Source organism: Skermanella sp. TT6 (assembly GCF_016653635.2).
In the GTDB taxonomy this organism is placed as follows: Bacteria; Pseudomonadota; Alphaproteobacteria; order Azospirillales; family Azospirillaceae; genus Skermanella; species Skermanella cutis.
The window spans coordinates 3,691,638-3,718,317 of record NZ_CP067420.1 but is presented as its reverse complement, the minus strand read 5'-3'; the positions used below and the strand labels follow the sequence as shown (position 1 = coordinate 3,718,317).

Here is a 26,680-nt window from a genome sequence, read left to right as displayed (position 1 = left end):
GGGGGAGCGTTCGATAAGGTCGCGTCGCCGTAGGTCGGAAGCGCCGGCAGCCGGCGCTCGCTTTTCTCCAGGGACTTACGGCCCGCCGGCGAGGCGCGATCGGGCCGCCCGTTCCGTCACGACACGTCGTCCATCAGCTCGGCGGGATAGCCGGCTTCGCGCAGCTTCGCGATGATCGCGTCGACATGGTCGGGGTCGCGGGTTTCCAGGACCACGTCTATGTCGGCCATCTTGACCGGGACGTTGTGGAACAGGCGCTGGTGGTAGACCTCCACGATGTTGCCCCCGGCGTCGCCCAGGAACTGGGCCACCTTGGCGAGCGCGCCGGGCGCGTCGCTGAGGCCGATGCGCAGCCGCACGACCCGGCGCTGGCGGACCAGCCCGCGCATCAGGATCGAGGCGAGCACGCGGGCGTCGATGTTGCCGCCGCAGATCACGGTGCCGACGGTCCGGCCCCTGAAACGCGCCGGGTCGTCGAGCAGGGCCGCGACGCCGGCGGCGCCGGCCCCCTCGACCACCAGCTTCTGTTCGGTGACCAGGGTGTAGACCGCGCGCTCCAGGCACTCCTCGCCGACCAGGACGATGTCGTCTACCAGGTCGCGGACGATCTCCCGGGTGAGTTGGCCGGGCGCCTTGACGGCGATGCCCTCCGCGATGGTGGCGCCGGAGCAGGCGACGGGTTCGCCCGCCAGGGTCTGCTTCATGGAGGGGTACATCCCGGCCTCGACGCCGATCACCTCGATGCGGGGCTTCAGCGCCTTGGCGGCCGTGGCCATGCCGGCGATCAGGCCGCCGCCGCCGATCGGCACCACCAGCACCTCCAGGTCGGGAACGGCGTCCAGCATCTCCAGCGCCACGGTGCCCTGGCCGGCGATGATCAGCGGGTCGTCGTAGGGATGCACGAAGGTCAGGCCGTCGCGGGCGGCGATGTCGTGGGCGAAAGCCTCGGCGTCGCTCAGGGTCTCGCCGTGCAGCAGGACGCGGGCGCCGTAGGCCTCGGTCCGCTCCACCTTGGTGAAGGGCGTCTGCGCCGGCATCACGATGGTGGCGGGGATGCCCAGCCGGGTCGCGTGACAGGCCACGCCCTGGGCGTGGTTGCCGGCCGACATGGCGATGACCCCCTGGCGGGCCGCCGCCTCGTCCAGGCTGCGCAGCTTGGCCAGGGCGCCGCGCTCCTTGAAGGAGCCGGTGTGGTGCAGGCTCTCCAGCTTCAGGAACAGGCGGGTGCCGGTCTGCTCGGACAGGCGCCGGGCCGCGACGGTCGGCGTGACCGGAAGCTCGCCGGCCAGGACCGCCGCCGCGCGCCGGATATCGTCGAGGGCGATGGTCATGGGCGGGTGCTCCGATTTGGGTGGGTCAGGGCGGGGGCCTCAGGGTGGGGGGACCAGGGTCAGGCGGCCGAGGCCGTCGGCCGCGACCGCGTCCAGCGAACCGCCGATGGTGAAATGCTCGCCGTCGCGCCAGCGTTCCACCAGGTCGCCGTAATGGGGCGACAGCGGGTTGCCGGACTGGCCGGTAGCGATCATGTACCGGGAGTTCTGCGGGTCGGACATGTCGTAGACCGCCCGGTAGCCGGCGCCGTGGATATGGGCGAACGGGGTCTCGGCGTTGCGGATCGCGCTGCCGCCGCGGTTGACGGTCTGGTTGCCGCCGTCGGTCTCGATCCCGATGTCGAACAGGTCCTTGAGAACCGGCACCCGGCTGAGCACCTGATGGCCGAGCGGAGCCCGGTGCTCCAGGCCCCAGCGCCAGGCGGCGGGGTCATCCCCGTGGCGTTCGGCCAGCTCCGCGAGGGTCCGGTCGAGCGAGGCGGCCAGGACGTCGGGGCAGCTCTCCGTCCGGTCCGGCGTGGTGACGTCGTCGCACCAGCGCCGCGCGGTGCGGAGCATGTGGATGACGAGGCGGGGCGAGGAGGACCAGACGTCGGCGAACAGGTCGCCAAGCTCGTCGGCGTAGAGCGCCCGGTGCAGGTCGCGCAGCCACCATTCGAAGATCAGCGGTTCGGGCCGGTCGCGCGTCAGGGTGCCGTCCCAGGCGCGCAGCAGGTCGAGCGCGGTCCGGGCCTGGGACGAGGAAGGGTCGATCCGCAGCATCTCCGGCAGGAGCTCGAGCGCCGCGACGGAGACGTTGTCCATCAGCAGGTCTTCCGCCGCGTCCACGTCGTGGCGCCGGCCGGACCCGAGGACCTGCTCGATCCGCGCGGCGCGGTACCAGTCGTCCCAACGGTTGGTCAGGAAGTGCGGATAGTCCGGGCCGACGATGCGGTTGTTGGCATTGACGATCCGCCCGGCCGGCGGGTTGAACGACTGCGGCATCTGGTCGAACGGGACGGCGCCGGTCCAGCCGTACTCGCCGGTCCAGCCGGGGACCGGCAGGCTGCCGTCGCCCTTGCGGCGGATCGGGACCAGCCCCGGGGTGTAGAAGCCGATATTGCCCTGGATGTCGGCGTAGACGATGTTCTGGAGCGGCGCCTGGAAGTGCCGGAGCGCCGCCTTGAAGCCTTCCCAGTCGGGTGCCCGGGCGAGGCGGTAGAGCGCTTCGGGCGTGGTGTCGCGGTCGCTGAGGCCGGTGAAGGCCAGGGCGACGACGTGCCCTTCCGGGGCGGCGCCGAGGGCGTCCGGGTCGATGTCGGACAGCACGGGGCCGTGCCGGGTGGTGCGGACGGTCAGCGTCTCGTCCGGCGCGTCCTTGACCCGGATGGTCTCGTCGCGCCGGGCGAAGGGTTCGGGGCCGTCGGGCGTCAGGTACCGGGAAGGATCGGCGGGATCGAGCCGCTCGACGAAGAGGTCCTGCACGTCTCCCCCGGTGGTGGTGAAGCCCCAGGAGATGCGGTCGTTGCGGCCGAGCAGGTGGAACGGCACGCCGGGAACGGTAGCCCCGGTGACCGAGAAGCCGGGCGCCTCGATCCGGGCCAGGTACCACAGGATCGGGGCGCCGAGCTGGAGGTGAGGGTCGTTGGCCAGCACCGGCAGGCCGGTGCCTGTCCGATCGCCCGCGACGACCCACTCGTTCGACGCGGTCGCGGGGCCGAGCGGCGGGGGCAGGGCGGCGGCCAGCCGGTCGAGATCCAGGTCGGGCAGGCCGGCGGTCAGGGTGACCGGGGCGGAAGCGGGATAGTCGGGGAACAGGTCGCGGATCCGGTCGGGCGGCAGGCGCTGCATCATCCGGGCGCGCAGCAGTTCCTCGGTGTAGTTGCCGCTGAGCTGGAGCGCCATCAGCTTGCCCCAGACGATGCTGTCCGCCGGACGCCAGGGTTCCGGCTCGTAGCGGAGGACCTGGAACTCGATCGGGAGGGGGCCGCTCCGGTTGGCGAGCCAGGCGTTCACCCCGGCGGCATAGGCTTCCAGCGCCATCCGCACCTCCGGCGCCAGGGCGCGGACGCTGGCCTCGGCGTCGCGGTAGAATCCCAGGGTCCGCATCAGCTTGTCGTAGCGGAGGCCGCCGGCCCCGATCAGCTCGGACAGCCGCCCGGCGCCGATCCGGCGGTTCAGGTCCATCTGCCACAGGCGGTCCTGGGCATGGACGTAGCCCAGGGCGAAATAGGCGTCCTCCTGGGTCTGCGCGAAGATGTGGGGGACCGCGTTGGCGTCGCGCGCGATCTCCACCTTCGCCACGAGTCCGGGCAGGGAGACGGTGCCTTCCAGGTCGGGCAGGCCGGAGCGGAGCCACAGCCAAGCGGCCGGAACGCCGAGCAGCGGGACGGCGGCGGCGATCGCCAGGATTGCCAGGATCGTCCGCCGTAACCGCCGCATCGCCGCCTTCCCCGCCTCAGACCATGTTCAGGATGATCGTCTTCTTGTGGGTGAAATGTTCCAGCATCGCCTCGAGGGAAGCCTCCTTGCCGAGGCCGGAATGCTTGACGCCGCCGTAGCTGAGGCCGGGCTGGACCACGAGGTTCTGGTTGACCTGGACGAAGCCGGCCTCCAGCCGCTGGGTGGCGTCCAGCGCGGTGCGCAGGTCGCGGGTCCAGATGGTGGCGGCCAGCCCGTACTCGCTGTCGTTGGCCTGCTCGATCGCGCTGTCGTAGTCGGTGAAGCGGATGATGCAGGTGACCGGGCCGAAGATCTCCTCCCGCGCCAGCCGGCTGTCGTTGCCGAGGCCGGTGAAGATGACGGGGCGGACGAACAGGCCCTTGGCGAGCTTGGGGTCGTCCGGCATGGCCGAGCAGGCGTGCGCGGTGGCGCCGGGGGTCGCGGTGCCGAGCTCGATGTAGGAGTTCACCTTCTCGAACTGCTGGGGCGACACGATGGTGCCGATGTCGGTCGCCTCGTCCAGCGGGTCGCCCATCTTCATCGCGTCGACGCGGGCCTTCAGGCGGCCGACGAATTCGTCGTGGACGCTGTCATGGACGAAGATGCGGCTAGCCGCCGTGCAGCTCTGCCCCTGGCGGGTGAAGCGCATGCCGGCGACGGCGCCGTCGATCGCCTTGTCCAGATCGGCGTCGCCCATCACGATCATGGGGCTCTTGCCGCCCAGCTCCAGCGTGACCGGGATCAGCTTTTCGGCCGCCGCCCGGTAGATGATCCTGCCGGTCTCCACCGAGCCGGTGAAGGTGACCTTGCCGACCTTGGGGTGGGCGACCAGCGGCCCGCCGCATTCCGGCCCCTGGCCGGACAGGATGTTGAAGACGCCCTTGGGCAGGATCGTGTTCATGATCTGGCAGGTGCGCAGCACGGCCAGCGGCGCCTCCTCCGCCGACTTGACCACCACCGTGTTGCCCGCGACCAGCGCCGGCGCGATCTTCAGCGCCATCAGCATCATCGGGACGTTCCACGGGATGATGGCGCCGATCACGCCGATCGGGTCGCGCTGGGTGACGGTCAGCATCTTCGGATTGAAGGGAACGGATTCGCCCTTCAGCTCGGAGCCCAGGCCGCCGTAGAAGACGAAGGCGTCGGCCAGCACGCCGGACTCGACCCGGCTCTCGGTGCGCAGCGCCTTGCCGGTCTCCAGCGCCACCAAGCGGGCCAGCTCCTCGGCATGCTCGGTCAGGCGGCGGCCGCATTCGGTGACCAGACGGCCGCGCTCGCGCGCGGTCAGCTTCGACCAGGGCTTCTGCGCGGCATGGGCCGACTGGACCGCGACGTCCACGTCGATCGCCTCGCCCTCCGCCGCGTCCGCGATGGTGGCGCCGGTCGCGGGATTGACCACGGCGAAGGTCCTGCCGGAGCGCGCGGGCACCAGTTCCCCGTCGATCAGCAGCTTGCCCGACAGCTCCCGCGCCAGCGCGTGGGGGTCCAGGGTGAGGGTGAGGGTTTGCGGCGCCACGATCGATCCTCCTGATTTTCTTGGCCTTGCCGCGCCTTCGCCAAGGGGCGGCGAGCGGCCGGCGGCATGGCGTCGTTGTAGCACCCGGCGGGGCTCGCGGGAACGGCTGCATTGCAGCATGGGGGGCACGGCTGTCAAGCGGGGCTATGCCGAAGAGAAGCTTCGGCTTATCCGTAAAATGAAGTATAAATCCCGCGGAGGCGCTGCATTAACTGAGTCTTTACCCTGGAAAAATCATAAAGCGATCAATATCGCTCCCGTGGCGGGCGAGGCAGGTGACGGTCGGCTCTTTCCGTCATCGACAGTGCATTTCCCCAGTACATCCAGAACGATGGAACGCGCGCCTATGTCTTTGCCCTTCACCGCTCCCCTTGCCGCTCACGAGCATGCCGCTTATGCGGATGCGGCCGCGATGGTCGCGGCGCTTCGGCCGGAACAGCCGGTCTATTGCATCCGCCCGCACGTCCTGAGGGAGGCGGCCCGGCATTTCGTCGAGACATTCCCCGGCAAGGTGCTCTACGCGGTGAAGTGCAACGCGGAGCCGGCGTTCCTCGATGCCCTGCACGAGGGCGGCATCCGCCACTTCGACACCGCGTCGCTGCCCGAGATCTCGGTCGTCGCCGAGCGGTTCGCCGACACCACGTCCTATTTCATGCATCCGGTCAAGCAGCGGGGCGGCATCCGCGCGGCCTACGGGCAGCACGGCGTCCGGCACTTCGTGGTCGACCATGCCGACGAACTGGCGAAGGTCATGGTGGAGACGGGCGGGGCCGCCGACGCGGTGATCGTCGTCCGGCTCGCGACGGCGCGCGGCGCCGCGGTCTATGACCTGGGCGGCAAGTTCGGGGCGTCGCCGGCCCAGGCCGCGGCCTTGCTGAGGCAGGCTTACGGGGCGGGACGCAGGGTCGGCCTGTCTTTCCATGTCGGCTCGCAGTGCCTGACACCGGGGTCCTACACGGCGGCCCTGCGGCTCGCGGCGCACACGCTCGACCTTGCCGGGGTGCCGTTGAGCGTGATCGACGTGGGCGGCGGCTTTCCCGTCGCCTATGTCGGCCTGCACCCGCCGCCGCTGGAGGACTATGTCGCCGCGATCCGGGCCGGGCTGGCCGGGATGGAGCTTCCGGCGGAGTGCGAGCTGTGGTGCGAGCCCGGCCGGGCGCTGGTCGCCGCGGGCGCGTCGCTGGTGGTCCGGGTGGAGCTTCGGCGCGACAACTTCCTGTACATCAACGACGGCGTCTACGGCAGCCTGTCCGACCTGAAATATGCCGGGCTGCGCTTTCCCATGCGCGTGCTGCGGCCTGTCGGGGACCGCGTCGAGGTGCTGGAGGAGAACCTGGGGGAGTTCAGCCTGTTCGGGCCGACCTGCGACGCGGTCGACGTGATGGAGGGCCCGTACCGGCTGGCGGCCGACGTGCGGGAAGGCGACTATATCGAGATCGGGCAGGCCGGCGCCTATACGCTGGAACTGCGCACCGACTTCAACGGCTTCTGCCCCGACCGTTTCGTGGAGGTCGGCGACGGTGCCTTCCTGCCGACGGCCGAGATGGAACCGGTTCCGTTCCTGAGCGCCGCCGCCGAGTAGGGCGAGGGAAGGGCCGGCATCATGCCGCATGGGCGGGCGGGCGGAAATCGGGTTCCATCCGCCGCCCGTCTCCTGCCATGGTATGCGCCGCCCGATGTCCGCCGTCCACGACTCGCTGTTCCGCGCCCTGATCGACGACCCGGTGCGGGCCGGCGTCCTGATCCGCGACTTCCTGCCGCCGGACATCGCAGCACGGCTCGCCGACGAGCCGCCGACGCTGCTGGACGGCAGCTTCGTCGATCCGGAGCTGAACCCGAGCCAGAGCGACCGGCTGTTCAGCGTAGCGCTGCGCGCCGGCGGCTTCGCGCTGCTCTATATCCTGATCGAGCACAAGAGCTTTCCCGACCCGCTGACGCCGATCCAGGTGCTGCGGTACCGGGCGGAGATCTGGCGCCGCTTCGCCGAGGCGGGCGGCCGGGGCAGGTTGCGGCTGCCGCCGATCATCCCGATGGTGTTCTACCATGGCAGGGGGCCGTGGAACGTGCCGACCTCGGTGACCGCCTGCCTGGACGCCGACGAGGACCTGAAGCAGGTGCCGGGCGACATGGGATACATCCTGTGCGACCTGGGACCCATACCCGACGCGGAGCTGTCGTCCGACGGCGAGGTCCGCGCCGGGCTGCTGGCGCTCAAGCATGTCTTCCGTCCCGGCGATCCGGAGGCGCTGCTGGCGGAGATCCTGTCCGCCCTGCGCAGCGGAACGACCTTTGAGGAGCAATTGATCCGCTATATGATCCTGACCTATCCGGCCATCACGGCGGACATGCTGTCCAGGGTCGCGCGTCGGGTCGATCCGCATCGGGAGGGGAAATTGATATCGCTCGCTGCACAGGAATGGCTCCGCCAGGGTGAGGAGAAGGGCTTCGCCAAGGGCAAGGCCGATACGATCCTGATCGCCTTGGAAATGCGGTTCGGGCAGGTTCCGGCCGCGTTGGAGGATCGCGTGCGGGGATCCGAGCCGGAGGCGATGGACCGCCTGTTCCGGCGAGCCATGACCGCGGCCTCCCTCGACGACCTGTTCGCGGAGGACCTGCGGCACTGACACGCACTTCCGCGCGTGACGCATCGCGGCGGCGTTGGAACCGCCCGGCCGGTGTGCTACGTTTTTGTGTATGCACGCTTATCGAGAAAAGAGCCTTCGCGGGCTGAACGTCGCCGGCTTCCACCGGATCGGCTATACCGAGTGGGGACCGGAGCGGTCCGACCGGACGGTCGTCTGCGTCCATGGCCTCACTCGCAACTCCCATGATTTCGACTGGGTGGCGCCGGCGCTGGCCGAGCAGGGCTTCCGGGTGGTCTGTCCCGATGTCGCCGGGCGCGGGCGGAGCGGGTGGCTGCCGGTCGCGGCGTCCTACGGCTTTCCCCAGTACCTCGCCGACATGACGGCGCTGATCGCCCGCCTCGACGTGGAGAGGGTGGACTGGGTCGGGACCTCGATGGGCGGCATCATCGGGATGATGCTGGCGGCCCAGCCCGACACGCCGGTCGCCCGGCTGGTGATCAACGACGTGGGTGCCTTCGTCCCGGCGACGGCGCTCGAGGCGATCAACGCCTATGTGTCGAAGCAGCCGGCCTTCGACGACGTCGTCGGCGTCGAGAGGGAGCTGCGGGCGCGGCTGACCGGTTATGCGCCGGTGACCGACGCGCAGTGGCGCCGGCTGGCCGAGGTCGAGGCGCGGCGCGGCGACGACGGCAGGCTGAGGCTCGGCTACGACCCCGCCATCGCCTCTGCGATGGCGGCGGCGGGGCCGGCCAAGGACGTCGATCTCTGGCCGGTCTACGACCGCATCTCCTGCCCGACGCTGCTCCTGCGGGGTGCCGACAGCGCGTTGCTGACGGCCGGCACGGCCCGCGAGATGACGGCGCGCGGGCCGCGCGCGAGGCTGGTGGAATTCGCCGGGGTCGGGCATGCTCCGCCGCTCATGTCGGACGATCAGATCGCGGCCGTCCGCGATTTCCTCGTCCAAGGGACGGAGCACCGATGACAGCGTTTCCGATACCGAGACCGGCGCAGTCGGCCTGCGAAGGCTTCGACGAGGACCAGACCCGCCTGTTCGACAGCCTGGTTGAAATCCTGGCCGAAGAGCCGACATGGAAGCAGCGGCGCGCGGTGTTCTTCCAGATCATCGAACGGCTGCGCAAGGCCTTCGACCGGAACCGGCAGGACCCGGAAAGCCGCGGCGACATACCGTTCGTCGCCGTGCTTCCGCTCCACATCGGCGCGATCCTGGAAAAGATGGGCGAGGAGGAGATGATGTCGGTCGATCAGGCCGCATTCTACCTCCTGTCGATCCATCCCGAGCACCAGCAGGCGGCCGATCAATGGATTCAGGGCGACAAGGCCAACCTGAAAGCCATGACGAAGTTCATCGATACCAACCCCTTCTACGCCGCACTGCACCGCTCCTATGAACAGTATTCCGCCGAACCCGACGACCGCTGAGACCGCTGGCGAAGCCGGCGGTGCCACCGTGCCCGTGGACCTGACGTCCGCCGTGGCCGCGGCACCCTTCGACTTCCCGTCCTTCACGCCGCGCGCCCCCTGGTGGGGCGCCGATCTCCAGACCGTGCGCAGCGTGCTGATGCGGCAGCGCTACCGGCCGGAGGACCATCCGCAGAAGCAGATGCGCTTCCGCATGCCGGACGGCACCGGCGACGTGCTCCATGCGACCCTGAACCGCCCGGCGGAACCGGCCCCTGACCTGCCGCTGGCCGTCCTGGTCCACGGGCTGACCGGCTGCACCGAGAGCCATTACATGCGGGCGACGGCGGCGGTGCTCCTGCGCCGGGGCATGAGGGTGCTGCGCGTCAACCTGCGCGGCGCCGGTCCGTCGCGCCCGTTCTGCCAGGAGCAGTACCATGCCGGCCGGACGGAGGACCTGCGAAGCGTACTGGCGCAGATCCCCGAGCCGCTGACCCGGTCGGGCATCGTCCTGGTCGGCTATTCGCTGGGCGCCAACCTGACCCTGAAGCTGCTGGGCGAAGGGACGCCCGCCGGGGTGGTCGCCGCCGCGGCGGTGTCGGCGCCGATCGACCTGTCGGAGACCAGCCGGCGCATGATGAGCCGCCGCAACTTCTTCTATCATCGCCGGGTCGTCGCCCGCATGAAGGAGGAAGTCCTGGGCATGCCGATCCCGGAGCACTTCAAGGCGGCCGTCCGCGAGGTGCGGAACTGCTACGAGTTCGACGACCGGTTCACGGCGCCGCGGAACGGTTGGCGCAGCGCCGACGAGTACCACCAGGTGAACTCGGCCGTCCGATTCATGGGCGGCATCCGCGTGCCGACGCTGGTGATCCACGCGCTGGACGATCCCTGGATCCCGGCCGACGCCTATCTCAGCTTCGATTGGGCCTCGAGTCCCGGGCTGACTCCGCTGCTGCCGCGGGGCGGCGGCCATGTCGGATTCCATGGCGCCGGTGCGGACCCTTGGCATGACCAGTGCCTGGTGAAATTCCTGGAGGCCGTCGTCGGCCCGCTCGGCGAAACGGCCGTACCGCTCACCGCCGCCCGGGCGGGTTGAGGTCAGGCCGGCCGAAGTCGGGCAGGCTGGGCGCCCGGGCGACCAGACCTTCGATCATGGCGAGCACCCGCTCCACGGCTTCCAGCAGGCCGCCGGTCAGGAGCGCCGCGTGCTCCGGCTGGCCGGTCACCCGGTCTCGGACCTCCGACAGGGTCCGCAGTTCCGGCAGGAACAGCTCGCGGGCGCCAAGCGGCAGGGCGTTGGATTTCTCGACGAGGGCGTAGAACCGGGTGCTGGTCCGGACCAGCATGACCAGCACGGCGGCATCCAGTTGACGGAACTTCTCCCGCAGTTCTTCCGCCTGCTCGTCCTCCATGCGTCCCAGCCGCTCCTCGATCAGCGCGATCAGCGCCTGGAGTTCGTCCACCTTGGCCCGGAAGCGGAAATAGGCGGCGTAGGAGTCGCGGCCGGCCTCGCCGTGGGCCCTGTCGGCGAGAGACGCGGCCTCCTTCGCCTGTTTCTCCAGGGCCGACAGCATCGAGGCGATCTCGCGCCGGTCCGGTGCCTTCCCGATGACGTACCGCCTCACCTGATCTGTTCCCGAACTGCCGATGCCGGACTGCATGAACCAGTCGGTATAGGAGTTTTCAGTACGGGGTGAAATCGCTGCCGCCTTGGGCATACCGTGGCAAATCAGCGCTCGCGTCCAGGGCCGGGACGGCGGCGGCGCACCAGCTATGGTGTTGCGGCGCCACCGCGTTCGGGTCGTCGAGGGTCGCCAGCGTGACGTCGACCGTCTCGGGACCTTCGGTGTAGTTGAAGGTGAGCTGGGTGCCGCAGGCCGGGCAGAAGCGCCGGACCCCCTTGGGCGAGGACAGGTACTCGGCGGGCCGGCCGTCGGTGAACCGGAAATCCGCCGCCCGCCAGGTTCCCCAGGCGACCACGGGCGCGCCGCTGGCCCGGCGGCACAGGCCGCAATGGCAGAATCCCGCCCCCTCCGCCGTGAGTTCGCCGTCGATCCGATAGCGCACGGCGCCGCACAGGCACCCTCCGGTCAAAACCATCACGCCCCCCCCGAAACCGGCCGGCCTCTCACGGCTGTCCCGCACGTTTATTGCTTACTGCTCACAAGCCTGAACTCAAGGCAGAACTACCCCTTTTTCGTCATGGCCGGACTTGATCCGGCCATCGTCTCACAGGTCTCACGGGGGCTCCGTGGCTGGAGATGCCCGGATCAAGTCCGGGCATGACGATAATGGGAAGAGGAAGTATCCTGAGCATCAGCTTGGGGTTGATTAGCAATCATCGTGCCGGACAGCCGTGGCCGGCCTCTCCGAAAATTATCACCCGCCGGGCTTTGAACCCTTTTTGCTCCCTGCGTCGTTCCTCTTCAACATTCTTGACTGGCCAATCAAACTGGGGGGGAAAGCGGATGCAGTGGCGTGGGCGCCGGCAGAGCGATAATATCGAGGACCGGCGCGGCATGGGTCCGGTATCCGGGTCGGGCCTGCCGGGCGGCATGCTCGGCGGCCGGGGGATGCGGCGGGGCGGCTTCGGCCTCGTGGGGACGGTGGTGATCCTCCTGCTCGGCTTGGTGTTCGGTTTCGATCCCAGCTTCCTGCTGAACGGCGGGTCGGGCGGCGGCCCCGGTGGAGGCTATGTGGAGGCGCCGCAGCCGCGCATGGGCACCGCTTCCGGACCGAGGTCGAGCGGGGACCAGGATCTCGCCGACTTCGTCAGCGTCGTGCTGGCGGAGACGGAGGATGTCTGGGGCGACATCTTCGCCCAGTCCGGCCGGCGCTACGAGGAGCCGGTGCTGGTGCTGTTCAGCGGTGCCGTGCAGTCCGCCTGCGGCTTCGCCCAGGCGGCCATGGGGCCGTTCTACTGCCCGGCCGACCGCAAGCTCTACATAGACCTGAGCTTCTACCGCGACCTGCGAACCCGGATGGGGGCGCCGGGCGATTTCGCCCAGGCCTATGTGGTCGCGCACGAGGTCGGGCACCATGTCCAGAACCTGCTGGGTGTCTCCGGCGACGTGCAGGCGGCCCAGCGGCAGTCGTCGCGCAGCGACTCCAACGCGCTGTCGGTCCGCCTGGAACTCCAGGCCGACTGCTTCGCCGGCGTCTGGGCCTTCCACATGGCCCGGCAGGGTCAGGTGCTGGAGCCGGGCGATATCGACGAGGCGCTGAACGCGGCCAGCGCGGTCGGCGACGACCGGTTGCAGGAGCGGGCGACCGGCAGGATCACGCCCGACTCGTTCACCCACGGCAGCTCGGCCCAGCGGGTCGAGTGGTTCCGCCGCGGGCTTGAGTCGGGCGCTCCGACCTCGTGCGACACGTTCCAGGACGGATGACCGGAGGGGGCCGTAGGTCGGACTTCGCCCGAAGGGCGAACTCCGACGTTATGTGGCAACGTTGGGGTCCGGTGTCGGCGTTCGCCTTACGGCGAAAGCTGACCTACGGTTGAACGTCTGTCGCCGGCGTCAGTCCGCCAGTTCCAGGACGACCGGGGTGTGGTCCGACGCTTTCTCCTCGCCGCGCGGGCCGCGGTCGATCCGGCAATCGGCGAGGCGGTCGGCGGCCTGGGGCGACAGCAGGAAATGGTCGATGCGGATGCCCTGGTCGCGCGGCCAGCGGCCGGCCTGATAATCCCAGAAGGTATAGGCGCGGGCCTCGTCGGGATGCACCGCGCGGAAGGCCTCGGTCAGGCCCAGGTTGAGCAGGGCGCGGAACTGGGCGCGGGTCTCGGGGCGGAACAGGGCGTCGGTTTCCCACGCCTGCGGGTCGTAGACGTCCTCGGGGGCGGGGATGACGTTGTAGTCTCCTCCCAGCACGAAGGGCTGCTCGGTCTTGAGCAGTTCCGCCGCGTGACGGCGTAGCCGTTCCATCCAGCGGAGCTTATACGGGTACTTCTCGGTCCCGACGGGATTCCCGTTGGGCAGGTAGAGCGAGGCGATGCGGACGCCGGCCACGGTGGCTTCGACATAGCGGCCCTGGGTGTCCTCGGCGTCGCCGGGCAGGTGGTCCAGCACGTCCTCGGCCGGCTGCTTCGACAGCAACGCCACGCCGTTGTAGCTCTTTTGCCCGACGACGGCACAGCTATAGCCAAGCGCCTCGAAATCCTGCTTCGGGAAGGAGGCGGTCTCGCACTTGATCTCCTGGAACAGGACGACATCCGGCGACGCGCGCTCAAGCCACGCCAGCACGTTGGGCAGGCGGGCCTTCACGGAGTTGACGTTCCAGGTGGCGATCTTCATGGGGGTGTCTTCCTTGACGGTCCTGGCGGCACATGCGTTCGATGGCCGGCATGGAAGACGAACCGGCAGCGGAACTCAAGGTCCACGTCGGCCGGCGACGACATGGACCCCGGAATCACATCACACCGCGAAGGACGAGCCGCAGCCGCAGGACGCGGTGGCGTTGGGGTTCTTGATCTGGAAGCTGGCGCCCATCAGGTCCTCGACGAAGTCGATGATCGAGCCGTTCAGCAGGTCGAGGGAGACGTCGTCGGTCACGACCGAGGTTCCCAGGTGCTCGAATACGTAGTCGTCCTCGTTGACGGTCTTGTCGAAGCCGAAGCCGTATTGGAAACCCGAGCAGCCGCCGCCGGATACCGTGATGCGCAGCATCAGGGCGTCGTCGCCTTCCATCTGGCGGAGCGCGGCGACCCGCCGGGCGGCGCTGTCGGAGATCGAGAGGGACCGACCGCCCGAACCCACGGCGGCGGCTGAGTCGGTCTGCGGTGTGTCGAGCGCCGTGTCGGTCATGGTCTTCTCCTTGGGTTCCGCGCGTTTTCCGCGGGAGGTCGGTCGGAAACGGGCCTGAAAAATGCCCGTCTCGGCAAGTTTATCCTTACCCTATGTAAGCAGACCAGGCCGTCCGTTCAAAGGGGCGGGCGCGCGGCAGGTCAATAGGTCGCGATGGTGATTGAAATATGAACCCCACTATCGGTAGTGTCCGGGCATGATCGCCGATCAATCCCTTCTCCGGAACGCCGAACCGGGACCGGCCGCCTATGCGTGCCGGCCGGAGCTTACCCGCGGCCGGCTGAAGCCCGAGCCGGAAAGCCCGACGCGGTCGATGTTCCAGCGCGACCGCGACCGCATCATCCATTCCGGCGCGTTCCGCAAGCTGAAGTACAAGACGCAGGTCTTCGTCTATCACGAGGGCGACTATTACCGCACCCGCCTGACCCACAGCCTGGAGGTCGCCCAGATCGCCCGCTCGGTCAGCCGCACCCTGGGCCTGAACGAGGACTTGGCGGAGGCGGTGGCGCTTGCCCACGACCTGGGCCACACCTGCTTCGGCCATGCCGGGGAGGAGGCGCTGAACGAGGCCATGAAGCCCTACGGCGGCTTCAGCCACAACGACCAGACGCTCCGCATCCTGACCCGGCTGGAGCGCCGCTACGCCGAGTTCGACGGGCTGAACCTGACCTGGGAAACGCTGGAGGGGGTGGTCAAGCACAACGGCCCGCTGCTGCCCGAGCTTCCCGGCCACGGCCTGCCGACGACGATCCGCGAGTTCCAGCAGGAGATGGACCTGGAGCTGGGGACCAATCCCGGCATGGAGGCGCAGGTCGCGGCGCTGGCCGACGACATCGCCTACAACAACCACGACATCGACGACGGGGTGCGCGCCGGCCTGTTCACGCTGGAGGAGATCGCGGAGCTGCCGCTGCTGGGCGGCATCGTCCGGGGTCTGCACGACCGCTATCCGGGGCTGGACCGGACCCGGCTGGTCCACGAGACGATCCGGCGCATGATCGACCACATGGTGACCGACCTGATCGCCGAGACCCGGCGGCGGATCGCCGAGGTCGGGCCGCGCTCCGCCGCCGAGGTGCGCGCGGCGCCCCGCGCCATGGTCGCCTTCAGCGACGGGATGCGCGACCATGATCGGGTCTTGCGCGGATTCCTGAAACAGCGCATGTACCGGCATTACAAAGTGAACCGCGTCACCAGCAAGACGCGGCGCGTGGTCTCCGAACTGTTCGCGCTGTTCATGGCCGAGCCGGAATGCCTGCCGACGGAATGGCAGGCCGACCTGGCGGCCGGGGGCGGCACCGACGAAAGATCGCGCGCCCGGCTGGTGGCCGATTATATTGCAGGCATGACCGACCGCTTCGCCCTGGCGGAGTACGAGCGGATGTTCGACATGGAATCCAAGACCTGATGAATCTGTTCAACGAGTTCGCCAAAGACCTTCGCGTCATCCTGGATGACCTCGCGGCACGCGGGCAGCTTCCGGGCGGGCTCGACCTGTCCAAGGTGACGGTGGAGCCGCCGCGCGACGCGTCCCACGGCGACCTGTCCACCAACGCCGCCCTGGTCCTGGCCAAGCAGGCGGGATTGAAGCCCCGCGAGATCGCCGACATGCTGGTGGAGCGGCTGAAGGACTTGGCCGACGTCGTCTCGGTCGAGATCGCGGGTCCCGGGTTCGTGAACCTGCGGCTGTCCGACGACACCTGGCGCCAGCGGATCGGCGACATCCTGGTGGCCGGCGTCACCTACGGCAACAGCAGCGTGGGCGCCGGGTCGGCGGTCAATGTCGAATATGTCTCCGCCAACCCGACCGGCCCGCTGCACGCGGCGCACGCGCGCGGCGCCGTGGTCGGCGACGCGCTGGCGTCCCTGCTGGAGAAGGCGGGCTATACCGTCACCCGCGAATACTACATCAACGACGCCGGCGCGCAGGTCGAGGTGCTGGGCCGTTCGACCTACCTGCGCTACCGGGAGGCGCTGGGCGAGACGGTCGAGATCCCGGCCGGCATGTATCCGGGCGAATACCTGAAGGACGTCGGCGCCGAGCTGGCCGGGCGGGACGGGCCGAAGTGGCTCGACGCTCCCGAATCGGAGTGGCTGCCCGCCGTGCGCGACTTCGCGATCGAGCGGATCCTGGCCGGGATCAAGGACGACCTGGAGGCGCTGGGCGTGCGCCGGCAGGTCTTCTCGTCCGAGCGGAACCTGATCGCCAGCGGCGCGGTGGAGGACGCCTACCAGTCGCTGGTCGACCAGGGGCTGATCTATACCGGCGTGCTGGAGCCGCCGAAGGGCAAGAAGCCCGACGATTGGGAGCCGCGGCCCCAGACGCTGTTCCGCGCCACCCGGTTCGGCGACGACGTGGACCGCCCGCTGAAGAAGTCGGACGGCAGCTGGACCTATTTCGCCAACGACATCGCCTACCACCTGGACAAGTTCCGCCGGGGCAGCCCGATCCTGATCGACGTGCTGGGCGCCGACCACGGCGGCTACGTCAAGCGGATGCAGGCGGCGACCACGGCGGTGACCGGCGGGCAGGGCTCGCTGGACGCCAAGATCTGCCAGCTGGTCCACCTGCTCCAGAACGGCGAGCCGGTCAAGATGTCGAAGCGCGCGGGCACCTTCGTGACCCTGCGCGACGTGATCGACCAGGTCGGCCGCGACGTGGTCCGCTTCATCATGCTGACCCGGCGCAACGACCAGACGCTGGAATTCGACTTCGCCAAGGTGACCGAGCAGTCCAAGGACAACCCGGTCTTCTACGTCCAGTACGCCCATGCCCGCTGCTGCTCGGTGCTGCGCCACGCCAAGGATGCCGACCCGGAGCGCAGCCTGAACCCCGACGACTTGGCGGCGAACGCCGTGCTGTCCCGCCTGGAAGCGCCGGAGGAGCTGGCGCTGGTCAAGCTGATGGCGAATTGGCCGCGAATCGTCGAATCGGCGGCGCAGGCCCACGAGGCCCACCGCGTCGCGTTCTATCTCTACGACCTCGCGGCGGCCTTCCACGGGCTGTGGAACAAGGGCAAGGACGACACGACCATGCGTTTCCTGCTCGATGAAGACCCTGAGCTGACCACCGCCCGGCTGGCGCTGATCAAGGCGGTGTCGATCGTGATCGCATCCGGTCTGGATGTGATGGGAGTGGAGCCTGTCGAGGAACTGCGCGGATGAGCCAGTACGATCGCCGAGACCCCTATGGCCGGGACGACCACGGACCGGAGGGCGATGGCCGGGACGAGTATGCCGCCGGCAACGGTCCCGACGCCGAGGACGCCCGCTACATGCCCCGCGACCTGCGGGTCGAGCCGCGGGTCTACCAGCGCGGCTCCTACCGGCCCAATCCCGACGCGCGGCCGGCGCGCGGCCGGCGCCGGCTGCTGGCGCCGATCCTGGCCGGCGTGGGGCTGGTGCTGTTCTTCGCGATCGTCTGGCTGACCTATACAGGCGGCACGGACGGCGGCACCGACGGCGGCATGCCGCTGATCAAGGCCGACGGCTCCCCCGTCAAGATGCGCCCGGACCAGCCCGGCGGCATGGCCGTGCCGCACCAGGACAAGCTGATCTACGACCGTCTGAAGGCCGAGACCGGCAATACCGAGACCGCGGCGGTCGAGCGGCTGCTGCCCCCGCCGGAAACGCCGCTGCCGCGCCCCGAGCCGCCGCAGGCGGCGCCGGAGCCGGTCCCGCAGATACCGCCGGCCGCGACCGGCGCGCCGGTGCCGCTGTCCCAGGACATGGCCGCCTCGGAGCAGCCGGGCCTGGTGGAGGACGACGAGCCCGCGCCGCCCGCGGCGATCCCGGCGCCTCCGCCGCCCGTGGCCGCCGCTCCGGCGCCGCCGCCCCCCGTGGCCGCGGCGCGGCCGGTGCCGCTGGCTCCTCCCGCGGCACCCCCGCAGACGGCGGCCCTGCCGCCGCCTTCACCTCCGGCGCCGGCGGCATCCGCGGGCGGGAGCGGCTTCCGCCTCCAGATCGCCTCGGTGAAGTCCGAGGAGGGCGCGCGGGCCGAGTTCCAGCGGCTCCAGCGCCGCTATCCCGAGATCCTGGGAGGTCTGGGCGTCAATTATGTCCGGGCCGACCTGGGCGAGCGGGGCGTCTATTACCGGGTGCAGGCCGGGCCGGTGGACGAGGCCCGCGCCTCGTCGATCTGTTCGTCGCTGAAGGCCCAGAGCGTCGGGTGCATAATTGTCCGCCAGTAAGTCCGTTCTCTCCGGGAAGCGTCCCGCCGCCGTCGTCTATGGCTGTGCCGGCCTGAGCCTGAGCGAGGAGGAGCGGGAGTTCTTCCGCCTCGCCGATCCCTTCGGCTTCATCCTGTTCCGCCGCAACTGCCAGTCCCGCGATCAGGTCCGCGCCCTGGTCGCGGAGCTGCGCGCCTCGGTCGGCCGGGCCGACGCGCCGGTGCTGATCGACCAGGAGGGCGGCAGGGTCGCGCGCATGCGCCCGCCGGAATGGGCGGCCCATCCGGCGGCCCGGCGGATCGGCGACCTGGCGGTCGGCGATCCGGAGGCCGGGGCGGAGGCGGCGTGGCTGAACGCCCGGCTGCTGGCCGCGATGCTGCACGAGGTCGGCATCACGGTGGATTGCGCGCCTGTGTGCGACGTGCCGGTGGACGGCTCCCACGACGTGATCGGCGACCGCGCCTTCTCGGACGATCCGGAACTGGTCGCGAGCCTCGCCCGGATCTCCTGCACGGGGCTGCTGGACGGCGGCGTGCTGCCGGTGATCAAGCACCTGCCGGGCCACGGCCGGGCGCTGTGCGACAGCCACCTGGAGCAGCCGCTGGTGGAGGCGGGCCGGGCGGAACTGGCGCGCAGCGACTTCCTGCCGTTCGAGGTGGTGTCGGACATGCCGCTGGGCATGGTCGCCCACGTGGTCTACCGGGAACTGGACCCGGTCCACCCCGCGAGCACCTCGCGCATCGTCATCCAGTCGGTGATCCGCGAGCAGATCGGCTTCGACGGGCTGCTGTTCTGCGACGACCTGTCCATGGAAGCCCTGGCCGGCACCGTCGCGGAGCGCGCGACCGCCGTGCTGGAGGCCGGCTGCGACGTGGTCCTGCACTGCAACGGCAGGCTGGAGGAGATGCGCGACCTGCTGGGCGTGGTGCCGCCGCTGACCGACTCCGCCGCCGTGCGGTGGGAGCGTGCGCTGACCTTCCTGAAGCCGCCGGGCCGGGGCGACGTGGACGCCATGCGCGAGCGGCTGGACGGGCTGCTGGAGGGCGACGCCCTGGACCCCGGCGCGGACCTGGTGGCCTGATGCCGGATATCGGGCAGTTCCTGTTCACCGCGTCGGTCTGGGTGATCCCGGTCATCGTGGCGATCACCTTCCACGAGGCGGCCCACGGCTATGTAGCGTGGAAGCTGGGCGACGACACGGCGAAGGTGCTGGGGCGGGTGACCTTCAACCCGCTGCGCCACGTCGATCCGTTCGGCACGGTGGTGCTGCCCGCGATCATGTATTTCACCACCTCCTTCCTGTTCGGCTGGGCCAAGCCGGTCCCGGTGAATTTCAGGCGGCTGCGCAACCCGCGCTACGGCATGGTGCTGGTGGCGCTGGCGGGGCCTGCGATCAACATCGTGCTGGCCTTCTTCTCCGCCTGGGCGCTCCGCTGGGTCGGGCTGGTGCCCGACGAGGCCCTGCTGTGGGTCCAGCAGAGCTTGGTGATCGCGGTCCAGATCAACGTGATCCTGGCGGTCTTCAACATGATCCCGCTGCCGCCGCTGGACGGCGGAAGGGTCGCGGTCGGGCTGCTGCCGCGCCAGCTCGCGATGCCGATCGCCCGGCTGGAGCCCTACGGGCTGTTCATCCTGATCGGCGTGCTGTTCATCGTGCCGCTGATCGGGACACAGCTCGGATATAATCTCAGCGTTCTGCCCTGGCTGCTCGGGCCGCCGGTCGAGTACGTGATCCGGCTGCTCGGCTTCGTGACCGGGCACGGCTGACGCCCCATGGCCGACCAAGCGATCCTGGAAGCGGAAGGGCAGCTCGTCCTCGACCTCGACGGGTACGAGGGGCCGATCGACGTGCTGCTGACCCTGGCCCGCGACCAGAAGGTGGACCTGACCCGGATCTCCATCCTCCAACTGGCCGACCAGTACCTGGAGTTCGTCGCCGAGGCGCGGCGCATCCGGCTGGAACTGGCGGCCGACTATCTGGTGATGGCGGCCTGGCTGGCCTACCTGAAGTCGCGGCTGCTGCTGCCCGAGCAGGACGCGGAGGAGCCGAGCGGCGAGGATCTGGCCCAGGCGCTGGCCTTCCAGCTCCAGCGGCTGGAGGCGATGCAGGAGGCCGGGGCCAAGCTGCTCGACCGGCCCCGGCTGGGGCGGGACGTGTTCGCGCGCGGCGCGCCGGAAGGCATCCGGATCGTCACCCGGTCGATCTTCGACCTGTCGCTCTACGACCTGCTCCGGGCCTATACAGAGCACAAGCGGCGCGAGGAGTTCGGCACCTGGCGCATCCAGCCGACCGAGCTCTATTCGCTGGAAGACGCGCTGAAGCACCTGTCGGAGATGCTGGGCCGACTGCCGGATTGGACGGACCTCGCCAATTTCGTCCCGGGAGCGGGCGGCGGCACGCTGCTGAGCCGGTCGGCCCTGGCCGCCCATTTCGTCGCCAGCCTGGAGCTGACCAAGGCCGGGAAGCTGGAGCTTCGGCAGGAGGGCGTCTTCTCGCCCATCTATCTGCGCCGCGTCCGGTCGCCGTCATGAACCCGCAGCTCCGATTGCTGGAGGCCCTGCTGTTCGCCTCGGCCGAGCCGCTGGACGCCCGCAGCCTGGCGGCGCGGCTGGGGCAGGGCGCCGACGTGGACGCGCTGCTGGGCGAGCTGGCGGCGCATTACGCCGAGCGGGGCATCAACCTGGTCTGCACCGGCGGGCGCTGGTCGTTCCGGACGGCGCCGGATCTGGCCGAGAAGCTTCGCGTGGATGCCGAGGTGCAGCGGAAGCTGTCGCGGGCCACGGTCGAGACGCTGGCGATCATCGCCTACCACCAGCCGGTGACCCGCGCCGAGATCGAGAGCATCCGAGGCGTCGCGACCAGCAAGGGCACGCTGGACATCCTGATGGAGGCGGGCTGGATCCGTCCCGGCAAGCGGCGCGAGACGCCGGGACGGCCGCTGACCTGGATCACCACCGACGGCTTCCTCGACCATTTCGGCCTGGAGAGCCTGCGCGACCTGCCGAACCTGGAGGACCTGAAGGCCTCGGGCCTGCTGGACTCCCGGCCGGTGCTGGCGGCGGTGGGCGGCGGCGAGGGGCTGCCGGCGCGCGAGGAGGAAGGATAACGACCATTGACATCGCCGACGAGGGTTGTCGGGGTCGGACCACCATTTCCCATAGGCTTCCCTGAACGGCAGCTTCCAGGGGAAATGGTGGTCCGACCCCGATAACCCGGTTCCGGCCGATGGTCTGTCGCTCAGTGCGTCAGGTCGTGCATGTAGCCGAGCTTCGCGATCACCGCCGGGGACAGGATGAACGGGTAGAGGTCGGGTTGGCCCATGCTGCGGTTGAGGGCGTTGACCGCGTAGGTCAGGGGCAGCCAGTTGTCGATCAGGTCTTCGATGTCCCTCGCCTTGTGCGGGTCGAAGTCGACTTCGGCCTGTAGCTCGTGGCCCTTGCGGATCCGCGGGCGGATCTTCATGCCGAAGGAGCGCGCCGTCTCCAGCGTGTCGACGATGTGCAGGTAGTGCGCCCAGGTCTCCGCGAAGTCCTCCCACGGGTGGGCGGTCGCGTAGGTGCTGACGAAGTTGTCCTGCCAGTCGGCCGGGGGGCCGTTGTTGTAGTGGGTCTGGAGCGCCTGCCCGTAGTCCGCCCGCTCGTCGCCGAACATCTCGCGGAACTTGGCGAGGCTTTCCTCGCCGGCGTCGCGGACCAGCTTGTCCCAGAAATAGTGGCCGACCTCGTGGCGGAAATGGCCGAGCAGGGTCCGGTAGGGCTCCTGCATCTGGGTGCGGCGCTTCTCGCGCTCGGCGTCGTCGGCCTCGGCGACGTTGATGGTGATCAGGCCGTTGTCGTGGCCGGTCAGAACCGTGGTCACGTTGCCGTCGGCATCGACCTGGTCGGACAGGAAGTCGAAGGCCAGTCCGCCCTCGGGATCGTCGGTGCGGTTCTTCAGCGGCAGCTTCAGCTTCAGCATCGTGTAGAACAGGTGATGCTTGGCCATCTCCAGCTTGCGCCAGCGCGCCATGTTCTCCGCGTCGGAAAGGTCCGGGATGGTGCGGTTGTGGCGGCAGGCGGCGCAATGGGGCTCGGCGGAATCGGCGGGCAGGAGCCAGTTGCAGGCGTCCACCTCGGCGTTCCGGCAGAACTTGTACAGCGTGCCGGGCGCGCCCAGCGCGCGCCAAGCCTCGCCTTCCGGCTCCAGGGCCGTCACCTTGTTGACTTCCGGAACATAGCCCAGCCGATGGCCGCAGCTCTCGCACACCGTATTCTCGAAATAGAGCGGCTGGCCGCAGCTCTCGCATTCAAACAGCTTCATGTCACCTTCGCCTTGCCGGAAGAAGCCCGCCTCAGTCGCCCAGCAACGCTCTGGAAGGTGCGGTGTTCCAGCAAATGGCAGCCATGTTTGAAAGGAATGGCCGGTCGGTGGGCGGTACTGCGCAATAAAGCTTTAGAGCTGTACCCGATCAGGTCGATCCGTCCGAGACAGCTGATCCGATGCGTTGCGCCATGGGCGCAACCTACGATCGTTGGTTCGCATCAGCTCCGCCCTGCATCGAGCCGTAGGTTGCGCCCATGGCGCAACATGGTGCGGCGAGTGGAAAGGCCGGCTGCGAGCACCGAAGTGATTCAACCTGAACAGGTACCGCCCTGGACGGCGGGCACGATCAGGGGCCGGTCCAGGTCGGTCCGCCGCGACACCAGCACCGGGTGGTCGAAGGCGGCGGCCAGGCAGTCCGGCGTCATGACAGTCCAGGGGGAGCCCGCCGTCAGCACGCGGCCGTCGCGCATCAGGACGATGGTGTCGGCATGGACGGCGGCGAGGTTGGGGTCGTGCAGCACCGCCATGACGGCCCAGCCCCGGCGGGCCAGGCCGTGGGCCAGCCCGAGAAGCTGGGCCTGGTGGCGGATGTCCAGGCTGGAGGTCGGCTCGTCCAGGAGGAGGTAGCGGGGGGAGGGGTCGGCATCGTCGTCCAGCTGGGCCAGCACGCGGGCGAACTGGACCCGCTGCTGCTCGCCGCCGGACAGGGACGGGTAGGAGCGCTCCGAGAGGTGCAGCGCGTCGGCCGCCAGCAAGGCCCGCTCGACCGCCTTCAGGCTCTCGGCCCGGGTCGCGCGAGCCCGGTGCGGCGCCCGTCCCAGCATCGCCACCTCGGCCGCGCCGAGCGGGAAGGACAGGGTCACCGACTGGGACAGCACGGCCCGGCGGCGCGCCAGCATTTCCGGCTCCCACTCCGCCAGCGGGCGGTCGTCGAGCGTGACGGTGCCGGCGTCGGGCGGCGTCTCGCCCGACAGCAGCCGGACCAGCGACGACTTGCCGGCGCCGTTCGGCCCGAGCACCGCCGTCAGCGTGCCGGGTTGCAGGTCCAGGGAGACCCGGTCCACCAGCGCCCGGCCGCGGCGCCGCAGGGTCGCCTCCGTCGCCCGGATCATGACGGCGCCTCGCGCCGCCGGCGGATCAGCAGCCACAGGAAGAACGGGCCGCCGATCAGCGCGGTGACCAGGCCGATCGGCAGTTCGGCCGGCGCCACCACGGTGCGCGCGACGATGTCGGCGATCAGGACCAGGGTGCCGCCGAGCAGGGCCGAGGCCGGCAGCAGCAGCCGGTGCCCGGCCCCGACGACCAGGCGGACCAGATGCGGCACGACCAGCCCGACGAAGCCGATCACACCGGCGACCGCGACGCTGGCGCCGACCGCGGCGGCGCAGACGGTCACGATCCCGGTCTTGGCCGGTTCCACCCTGAAGCCCATCAGCGCCGCCTCCCGCTCGCCCAGAAGCAGCGCGTCCAGCACGCCGGCCCAGCGCCCCGCGGCCAGGACGGCGCCCAGGGCGAAGGGCGCCAGGGCCAGCACCACCGGCCAGGCGGCCCCGCCGAGGGATCCCATGGTCCAGAAGGTGATGTCGCGCATCTGCCGGTCGTCGCTGCCGAAGACCAGGTAGCCGGTCCCCGCCGCGGCGATGGCGTTGACCGCGATGCCGGCCAGCAGCAGGATCGCCACGTCGGTCCTGCCGTCGCCGCGCGCGACCCGCTGGACCGCCAGGATGGTGACGAGGCTGCCGGCGAAGGCCGCGGCGGGCAGGGCGAAGGGGCCGGCCAGCCCGGCGACCGCCGTGGGAACGCCCAGCACGATCACCGCGACCGCCGCCAGCGCGGCGCCGCCGGAGATCCCGATCAGCGCCGCATCGGCGAGAGGATTGCGGAACAGCCCCTGCATCATGGCACCGCTGACCGCCAGCGCCGCCCCGACGCCGAACCCCAGCAGCGTGCGCGGCAGCCGGAGCTGGAGCACGATCGCGGCGTCCCGGTGCGCGACGTCGCCCCCGAAGAGCGCCGCGAGGACGGTCCCGGGCGACAGGGCGGAAGCGCCGATCGCGAGGCTCGCCACCACGGCGGCGCAGGCGAGCGCCGCGAGCAGCGCGAGAACGCCCCATTGGCCGAGCCCGGCCGCGCCGTCGCGCGCCGTCAGGCAGGTCATGAACGGTCCCTGGGCGGCGTCGGGAAGGCGTCGGCCCGGTCCGGGTGCAGCGCGCGGGCGAGGTCGGCCAGGGCCTGGGGAAGGCGGGGGCCGAAGCCCAGCAGGTAAAGGGTGTCCATCGCGACCAGCCGGCCGTGCCGCGCCGCCGGCGTCCCGGCGAACTGGGGCATCGCCAGGATCGCGTCGCGCCCGCCGGCGGCCTCCACCGCGTCCGACGGCAGCAGCAGCACGTCGGGAGCCGCCGCCAGGATCGCTTCGCCCGACGCGGGCTTGTAGCCCTCGTATCCCTCCATGGCGTTGATCCCTCCCGCCAGCCGGATCATGGCGTCGGCAGCGGTGTTCTGCCCGGCCGCCGTCGGGGCGCCCTGGCCCAGGCCCATCAGGAACAGGACGCGCGGGCGGTCGGGGATCTCCGCGACGACGGCGCTGACCGCCTCCACTCCCCTGGTGATGTCACGAGCCATGGCTTCAGCCTCCTCCTGCCGGTCCAGGAACGATCCGACCGCGCGGACCTTTTCCGCGACGCCCTCCACGGTCGGCCGGTCGGGGACCATCCGGGTGGGAATGCCCAGGCCTCGGATCTGGGCGATCACCGGCGGCGGGCCGGCATTGTCGCTCAGCAGCACCAGATCGGGGCCGAGCGCCGCGACGCCCTCGGCGGACAGCGCCCGCATGTAGCCGACCTGCGGCAGCTCCCGCATGGCGGGCGGGTGGAGGCTGGTGCTGTCGACGGCGACCAGGGTGTCGCCCAGACCGAGTTCGTTGACGATCTCGGTGACCGCGCCGCCGACCGAGACGATCCGCGCGGGCGGTTCGGCCGCGGCGGCGATGGACGCCAGCACCAGGGAGAACAGGACGGGCGGCCATGCCTTCATGGCGCCGCCTCCGGCGCGGCGAGGCCGGCGGCCAGCGCGCGCCAGCCGTCCAGCTCGGGTTCCGACGGTTTGCGGCGGCCGAACAGGAAGGCGATGGTCTCCCCCGCGGCGTCGAACAGCTCCAGCGAGGTGACGATCCCGTCGGCCGTGGGCTTGCGCACCACCCAGGCGGTGGCGATGCGGTCTTCCCGGAGATGCAGGTTGAAGCCGGGATCGAGCACGTTCAGCCAGGGACCCATGGCCTTGATCCGGTGGACCGGCCCGGTATGGATCCCGATGCAGCCCCGGTTGCCCACGAACACCATGATCGGCAGCCCGCTGCCGGCCGCGGAGCGCAACACCGTCGAGAGCGCCGACGCCGCGACCGGGCGGGCGCGGTCCGGTCCCGCCAGCCGCAGCGCCTGGACGCGGCCCAACCCGAAGCGGCGCAGCAGGCCGAAGAACTCATGGGTGTCCTCCAGCGCGTCCCAACCGGCATGGAAGCCCGCCAAGTCGATCCGTTCGTCCTCGGTCGGGGCGGCGGGACTCGCGGGCGGCTCGGCGTCGAACGCGGTGGTCTGGTCGTCGGTCCTCCGGGCGGCCGCGAGCCGGTCGAAGGCCTCGCGGTCGCTGTTCTCGGTCAGGTAGATCTTGTGGACCGCGGTGCCGGTGCCGTCGAACACCTGAAGGCTGAGGCGAGCGTTGCCGTGGCTGTCCTCCCGGACCATGAACAGGTGGCGCCAGTGGTTGAAGAACAGGCGCAGGTCGATGTCCGGGTCCAGCACCAGCCCCATGGCCGGCCCGCAGTCGATGTTGCGGTAGGTTCCCGTCTTCTCGATCACAGCATGCTCGTTGCGGGTCAGCGCCATGACCGGGCCGAGCGTGCCGACCCCTTCCAGGAAGGTGCCCCAGTCGCCGGAGCGCAGGCGCAGGCTGATCCGGCCGCAGCCGCTGGCGATCAGCGCCGCTTCCGGAACCTCCAGTTCGAGCGCCGCGTCGCGGGCGCGGATGCCGGGGCGGTCCTTGCGCAGCACCTGCCAGCAGTCCCACAGCAGGTCGTTGGCGGGCAGGGGCAGGCCGGGCAGGGCTTTCAGGTCGGATCGGATGTCGGGACTCATG

Annotated in this window: 25 protein-coding genes; 13 read left to right on the top strand and 12 right to left on the bottom strand. The window is 70.1% G+C overall.

All coding sequences use genetic code 11. From position 1 onward, the window contains the following. Nucleotides 1-116: 116 nt before the first annotated feature. Genes IGS68_RS17500 through IGS68_RS17490 form a run of 3 tightly spaced genes read right to left on the bottom strand, consistent with a single transcriptional unit; the run spans nucleotide 117 to nucleotide 5,268 of the window. Nucleotides 117-1,331 (bottom strand): threonine ammonia-lyase, encoded by a 1,215-nt coding sequence (locus tag IGS68_RS17500; protein WP_201071946.1) that lies wholly within the window; start codon nucleotides 1,329-1,331, stop codon nucleotides 117-119. A gap of 39 nt (nucleotides 1,332-1,370) precedes the next feature. Further along, entirely contained in the window at nucleotides 1,371-3,752 is a 2,382-nt protein-coding gene (locus IGS68_RS17495; protein ID WP_201071943.1) for a penicillin acylase family protein, read from the bottom strand. A 16-nt stretch (nucleotides 3,753-3,768) separates the two neighbouring features. After that, complete coding sequence (locus IGS68_RS17490) at nucleotides 3,769-5,268, bottom strand: aldehyde dehydrogenase family protein (RefSeq protein WP_247880945.1); 1,500 nt, start codon at nucleotides 5,266-5,268, stop codon at nucleotides 3,769-3,771. Between the two features lie 346 nt (nucleotides 5,269-5,614). On the opposite strand from IGS68_RS17490, the gene IGS68_RS17485 reads away from it, so the two are divergent. The 5 genes from IGS68_RS17485 (at nucleotide 5,615) to IGS68_RS17465 (ending at nucleotide 10,371) form a co-directional block, all read left to right on the top strand. Further along, nucleotides 5,615-6,850: a type III PLP-dependent enzyme domain-containing protein gene (locus IGS68_RS17485; protein ID WP_201071940.1), complete on the top strand. Its 1,236-nt coding sequence runs from the start codon at nucleotides 5,615-5,617 to the stop codon at nucleotides 6,848-6,850. A 94-nt stretch (nucleotides 6,851-6,944) separates the two neighbouring features. After that, entirely contained in the window at nucleotides 6,945-7,892 is a 948-nt protein-coding gene (locus IGS68_RS17480; protein WP_201071937.1) for an Rpn family recombination-promoting nuclease/putative transposase, read from the top strand. 70 nt (nucleotides 7,893-7,962) lie between these two features. After that, nucleotides 7,963-8,835, top strand: coding sequence for an alpha/beta fold hydrolase (locus IGS68_RS17475; protein ID WP_201071935.1), 873 nt, complete (start codon nucleotides 7,963-7,965; stop codon nucleotides 8,833-8,835). Next, on the top strand, nucleotides 8,832-9,293 hold the full coding sequence (locus IGS68_RS17470; protein WP_201071933.1) for a hypothetical protein: 462 nt from the start codon (nucleotides 8,832-8,834) through the stop codon (nucleotides 9,291-9,293). The genes IGS68_RS17475 and IGS68_RS17470 overlap by 4 nt, the downstream gene beginning before the upstream one ends. A 34-nt stretch (nucleotides 9,294-9,327) precedes the next feature. Next, nucleotides 9,328-10,371, top strand: coding sequence for a YheT family hydrolase (locus tag IGS68_RS17465; RefSeq protein WP_247880944.1), 1,044 nt, complete (start codon nucleotides 9,328-9,330; stop codon nucleotides 10,369-10,371). Here the strand turns inward: IGS68_RS17465 and IGS68_RS17460 are convergent. Together IGS68_RS17460 and IGS68_RS17455 are read right to left on the bottom strand one after the other, a co-directional pair. Then, nucleotides 10,349-10,900, bottom strand: coding sequence for a hypothetical protein (locus IGS68_RS17460; protein WP_201071930.1), 552 nt, complete (start codon nucleotides 10,898-10,900; stop codon nucleotides 10,349-10,351). The genes IGS68_RS17465 and IGS68_RS17460 overlap by 23 nt on opposite strands. Before the next feature lie 58 nt (nucleotides 10,901-10,958). Continuing rightward, the gene (locus IGS68_RS17455; RefSeq protein ID WP_201071927.1) at nucleotides 10,959-11,375 is read right to left on the bottom strand and encodes a GFA family protein; all 417 of its coding nucleotides are present in this window, start codon (nucleotides 11,373-11,375) and stop codon (nucleotides 10,959-10,961) included. A gap of 368 nt (nucleotides 11,376-11,743) precedes the next feature. On the opposite strand from IGS68_RS17455, the gene ypfJ reads away from it, so the two are divergent. Beyond that, entirely contained in the window at nucleotides 11,744-12,664 is a 921-nt protein-coding gene (gene ypfJ, locus IGS68_RS17450) for a KPN_02809 family neutral zinc metallopeptidase (protein WP_201071924.1), read from the top strand. A gap of 129 nt (nucleotides 12,665-12,793) precedes the next feature. Here the strand turns inward: ypfJ and IGS68_RS17445 are convergent, their stop codons facing one another. Next, the gene (locus IGS68_RS17445; protein ID WP_201071921.1) at nucleotides 12,794-13,567 is read right to left on the bottom strand and encodes an exodeoxyribonuclease III; all 774 of its coding nucleotides are present in this window, start codon (nucleotides 13,565-13,567) and stop codon (nucleotides 12,794-12,796) included. A 120-nt stretch (nucleotides 13,568-13,687) separates the two neighbouring features. Next, complete coding sequence (gene erpA / locus IGS68_RS17440) at nucleotides 13,688-14,077, bottom strand: iron-sulfur cluster insertion protein ErpA (RefSeq protein ID WP_201071918.1); 390 nt, start codon at nucleotides 14,075-14,077, stop codon at nucleotides 13,688-13,690. A 196-nt stretch (nucleotides 14,078-14,273) separates the two neighbouring features. Here erpA and IGS68_RS17435 point away from each other — a divergent pair, with 196 nt between their 5' ends. From IGS68_RS17435 to scpB, 7 genes are read left to right on the top strand one after another with little or no spacing between them, the layout of a single operon-like run. Continuing rightward, entirely contained in the window at nucleotides 14,274-15,485 is a 1,212-nt protein-coding gene (locus tag IGS68_RS17435) for a deoxyguanosinetriphosphate triphosphohydrolase (protein WP_201071915.1), read from the top strand. Then, nucleotides 15,485-17,242, top strand: coding sequence for an arginine--tRNA ligase (argS, locus tag IGS68_RS17430; protein WP_201071912.1), 1,758 nt, complete (start codon nucleotides 15,485-15,487; stop codon nucleotides 17,240-17,242). Before IGS68_RS17435 ends, argS begins: the two co-directional genes overlap by 1 nt. Next, nucleotides 17,239-18,267, top strand: a complete 1,029-nt coding sequence (locus IGS68_RS36185; protein WP_201071909.1) for an SPOR domain-containing protein — start codon at nucleotides 17,239-17,241, stop codon at nucleotides 18,265-18,267. The genes argS and IGS68_RS36185 overlap by 4 nt, the downstream gene beginning before the upstream one ends. Beyond that, nucleotides 18,254-19,327: a beta-N-acetylhexosaminidase gene (gene nagZ, locus IGS68_RS17420; RefSeq protein ID WP_201071894.1), complete on the top strand. Its 1,074-nt coding sequence runs from the start codon at nucleotides 18,254-18,256 to the stop codon at nucleotides 19,325-19,327. The genes IGS68_RS36185 and nagZ overlap by 14 nt, the downstream gene beginning before the upstream one ends. Then, nucleotides 19,327-20,013 (top strand): site-2 protease family protein, encoded by a 687-nt coding sequence (locus tag IGS68_RS17415; protein WP_201071891.1) that lies wholly within the window; start codon nucleotides 19,327-19,329, stop codon nucleotides 20,011-20,013. The genes nagZ and IGS68_RS17415 overlap by 1 nt, the downstream gene beginning before the upstream one ends. A 6-nt stretch (nucleotides 20,014-20,019) precedes the next feature. Continuing rightward, entirely contained in the window at nucleotides 20,020-20,778 is a 759-nt protein-coding gene (locus IGS68_RS17410; RefSeq protein WP_201071888.1) for a segregation and condensation protein A, read from the top strand. Further along, nucleotides 20,775-21,353, top strand: a complete 579-nt coding sequence (gene scpB / locus IGS68_RS17405; RefSeq protein WP_201071885.1) for an SMC-Scp complex subunit ScpB — start codon at nucleotides 20,775-20,777, stop codon at nucleotides 21,351-21,353. The genes IGS68_RS17410 and scpB overlap by 4 nt, the downstream gene beginning before the upstream one ends. A 131-nt stretch (nucleotides 21,354-21,484) precedes the next feature. Here the strand turns inward: scpB and IGS68_RS17400 are convergent, their stop codons facing one another. The 5 genes from IGS68_RS17400 to IGS68_RS17380 form a co-directional block, all read right to left on the bottom strand. Continuing rightward, nucleotides 21,485-22,546 (bottom strand): zinc-binding metallopeptidase family protein, encoded by a 1,062-nt coding sequence (locus IGS68_RS17400; protein WP_201071871.1) that lies wholly within the window; start codon nucleotides 22,544-22,546, stop codon nucleotides 21,485-21,487. Nucleotides 22,547-22,857: 311 nt separating this feature from the next. Next, nucleotides 22,858-23,661 carry a heme ABC transporter ATP-binding protein gene (locus IGS68_RS17395; protein ID WP_201071868.1) on the bottom strand — a complete coding sequence of 268 codons (804 nt, stop codon included), beginning with the start codon at nucleotides 23,659-23,661 and terminating at the stop codon, nucleotides 22,858-22,860. Then, nucleotides 23,658-24,707: a FecCD family ABC transporter permease gene (locus tag IGS68_RS17390; RefSeq protein WP_201071865.1), complete on the bottom strand. Its 1,050-nt coding sequence runs from the start codon at nucleotides 24,705-24,707 to the stop codon at nucleotides 23,658-23,660. Before IGS68_RS17390 ends, IGS68_RS17395 begins: the two co-directional genes overlap by 4 nt. Then, complete coding sequence (locus tag IGS68_RS17385; RefSeq protein WP_201071862.1) at nucleotides 24,704-25,582, bottom strand: heme/hemin ABC transporter substrate-binding protein; 879 nt, start codon at nucleotides 25,580-25,582, stop codon at nucleotides 24,704-24,706. The genes IGS68_RS17390 and IGS68_RS17385 overlap by 4 nt, the downstream gene beginning before the upstream one ends. Next, nucleotides 25,579-26,679, bottom strand: coding sequence for a hemin-degrading factor (locus IGS68_RS17380; protein ID WP_201071846.1), 1,101 nt, complete (start codon nucleotides 26,677-26,679; stop codon nucleotides 25,579-25,581). The genes IGS68_RS17385 and IGS68_RS17380 overlap by 4 nt, the downstream gene beginning before the upstream one ends. Between the last annotated feature and the right edge of the window lies 1 nt (nucleotide 26,680).

Excerpts from the sequence above, each read along its gene's own strand:
- IGS68_RS17400 (WP_201071871.1), bottom strand. The coding sequence starts at position 22,546 with ATGAAGCTGTTTGAATGCGAGAGCTGCGGCCAGCCGCTCTATTTCGAG.
- argS (WP_201071912.1), top strand. The coding sequence starts at position 15,485 with ATGAATCTGTTCAACGAGTTCGCCAAAGACCTTCGCGTCATCCTGGAT.
- IGS68_RS17415 (WP_201071891.1), top strand. The coding sequence starts at position 19,327 with ATGCCGGATATCGGGCAGTTCCTGTTCACCGCGTCGGTCTGGGTGATC.
- IGS68_RS17385 (WP_201071862.1), bottom strand. The coding sequence starts at position 25,582 with ATGAAGGCATGGCCGCCCGTCCTGTTCTCCCTGGTGCTGGCGTCCATC.
- IGS68_RS17390 (WP_201071865.1), bottom strand. The coding sequence starts at position 24,707 with ATGACCTGCCTGACGGCGCGCGACGGCGCGGCCGGGCTCGGCCAATGG.
- IGS68_RS17445 (WP_201071921.1), bottom strand. The coding sequence starts at position 13,567 with ATGAAGATCGCCACCTGGAACGTCAACTCCGTGAAGGCCCGCCTGCCC.
- IGS68_RS36185 (WP_201071909.1), top strand. The coding sequence starts at position 17,239 with ATGAGCCAGTACGATCGCCGAGACCCCTATGGCCGGGACGACCACGGA.
- IGS68_RS17495 (WP_201071943.1), bottom strand. The coding sequence starts at position 3,752 with ATGCGGCGGTTACGGCGGACGATCCTGGCAATCCTGGCGATCGCCGCC.
- IGS68_RS17500 (WP_201071946.1), bottom strand. The coding sequence starts at position 1,331 with ATGACCATCGCCCTCGACGATATCCGGCGCGCGGCGGCGGTCCTGGCC.
- IGS68_RS17470 (WP_201071933.1), top strand. The coding sequence starts at position 8,832 with ATGACAGCGTTTCCGATACCGAGACCGGCGCAGTCGGCCTGCGAAGGC.
- IGS68_RS17455 (WP_201071927.1), bottom strand. The coding sequence starts at position 11,375 with ATGGTTTTGACCGGAGGGTGCCTGTGCGGCGCCGTGCGCTATCGGATC.
- IGS68_RS17395 (WP_201071868.1), bottom strand. The coding sequence starts at position 23,661 with ATGATCCGGGCGACGGAGGCGACCCTGCGGCGCCGCGGCCGGGCGCTG.
- IGS68_RS17380 (WP_201071846.1), bottom strand. The coding sequence starts at position 26,679 with ATGAGTCCCGACATCCGATCCGACCTGAAAGCCCTGCCCGGCCTGCCC.
- IGS68_RS17435 (WP_201071915.1), top strand. The coding sequence starts at position 14,274 with ATGATCGCCGATCAATCCCTTCTCCGGAACGCCGAACCGGGACCGGCC.
- IGS68_RS17475 (WP_201071935.1), top strand. The coding sequence starts at position 7,963 with ATGCACGCTTATCGAGAAAAGAGCCTTCGCGGGCTGAACGTCGCCGGC.
- IGS68_RS17410 (WP_201071888.1), top strand. The coding sequence starts at position 20,020 with ATGGCCGACCAAGCGATCCTGGAAGCGGAAGGGCAGCTCGTCCTCGAC.
- scpB (WP_201071885.1), top strand. The coding sequence starts at position 20,775 with ATGAACCCGCAGCTCCGATTGCTGGAGGCCCTGCTGTTCGCCTCGGCC.
- erpA (WP_201071918.1), bottom strand. The coding sequence starts at position 14,077 with ATGACCGACACGGCGCTCGACACACCGCAGACCGACTCAGCCGCCGCC.
- IGS68_RS17485 (WP_201071940.1), top strand. The coding sequence starts at position 5,615 with ATGTCTTTGCCCTTCACCGCTCCCCTTGCCGCTCACGAGCATGCCGCT.
- IGS68_RS17480 (WP_201071937.1), top strand. The coding sequence starts at position 6,945 with ATGTCCGCCGTCCACGACTCGCTGTTCCGCGCCCTGATCGACGACCCG.
- ypfJ (WP_201071924.1), top strand. The coding sequence starts at position 11,744 with ATGCAGTGGCGTGGGCGCCGGCAGAGCGATAATATCGAGGACCGGCGC.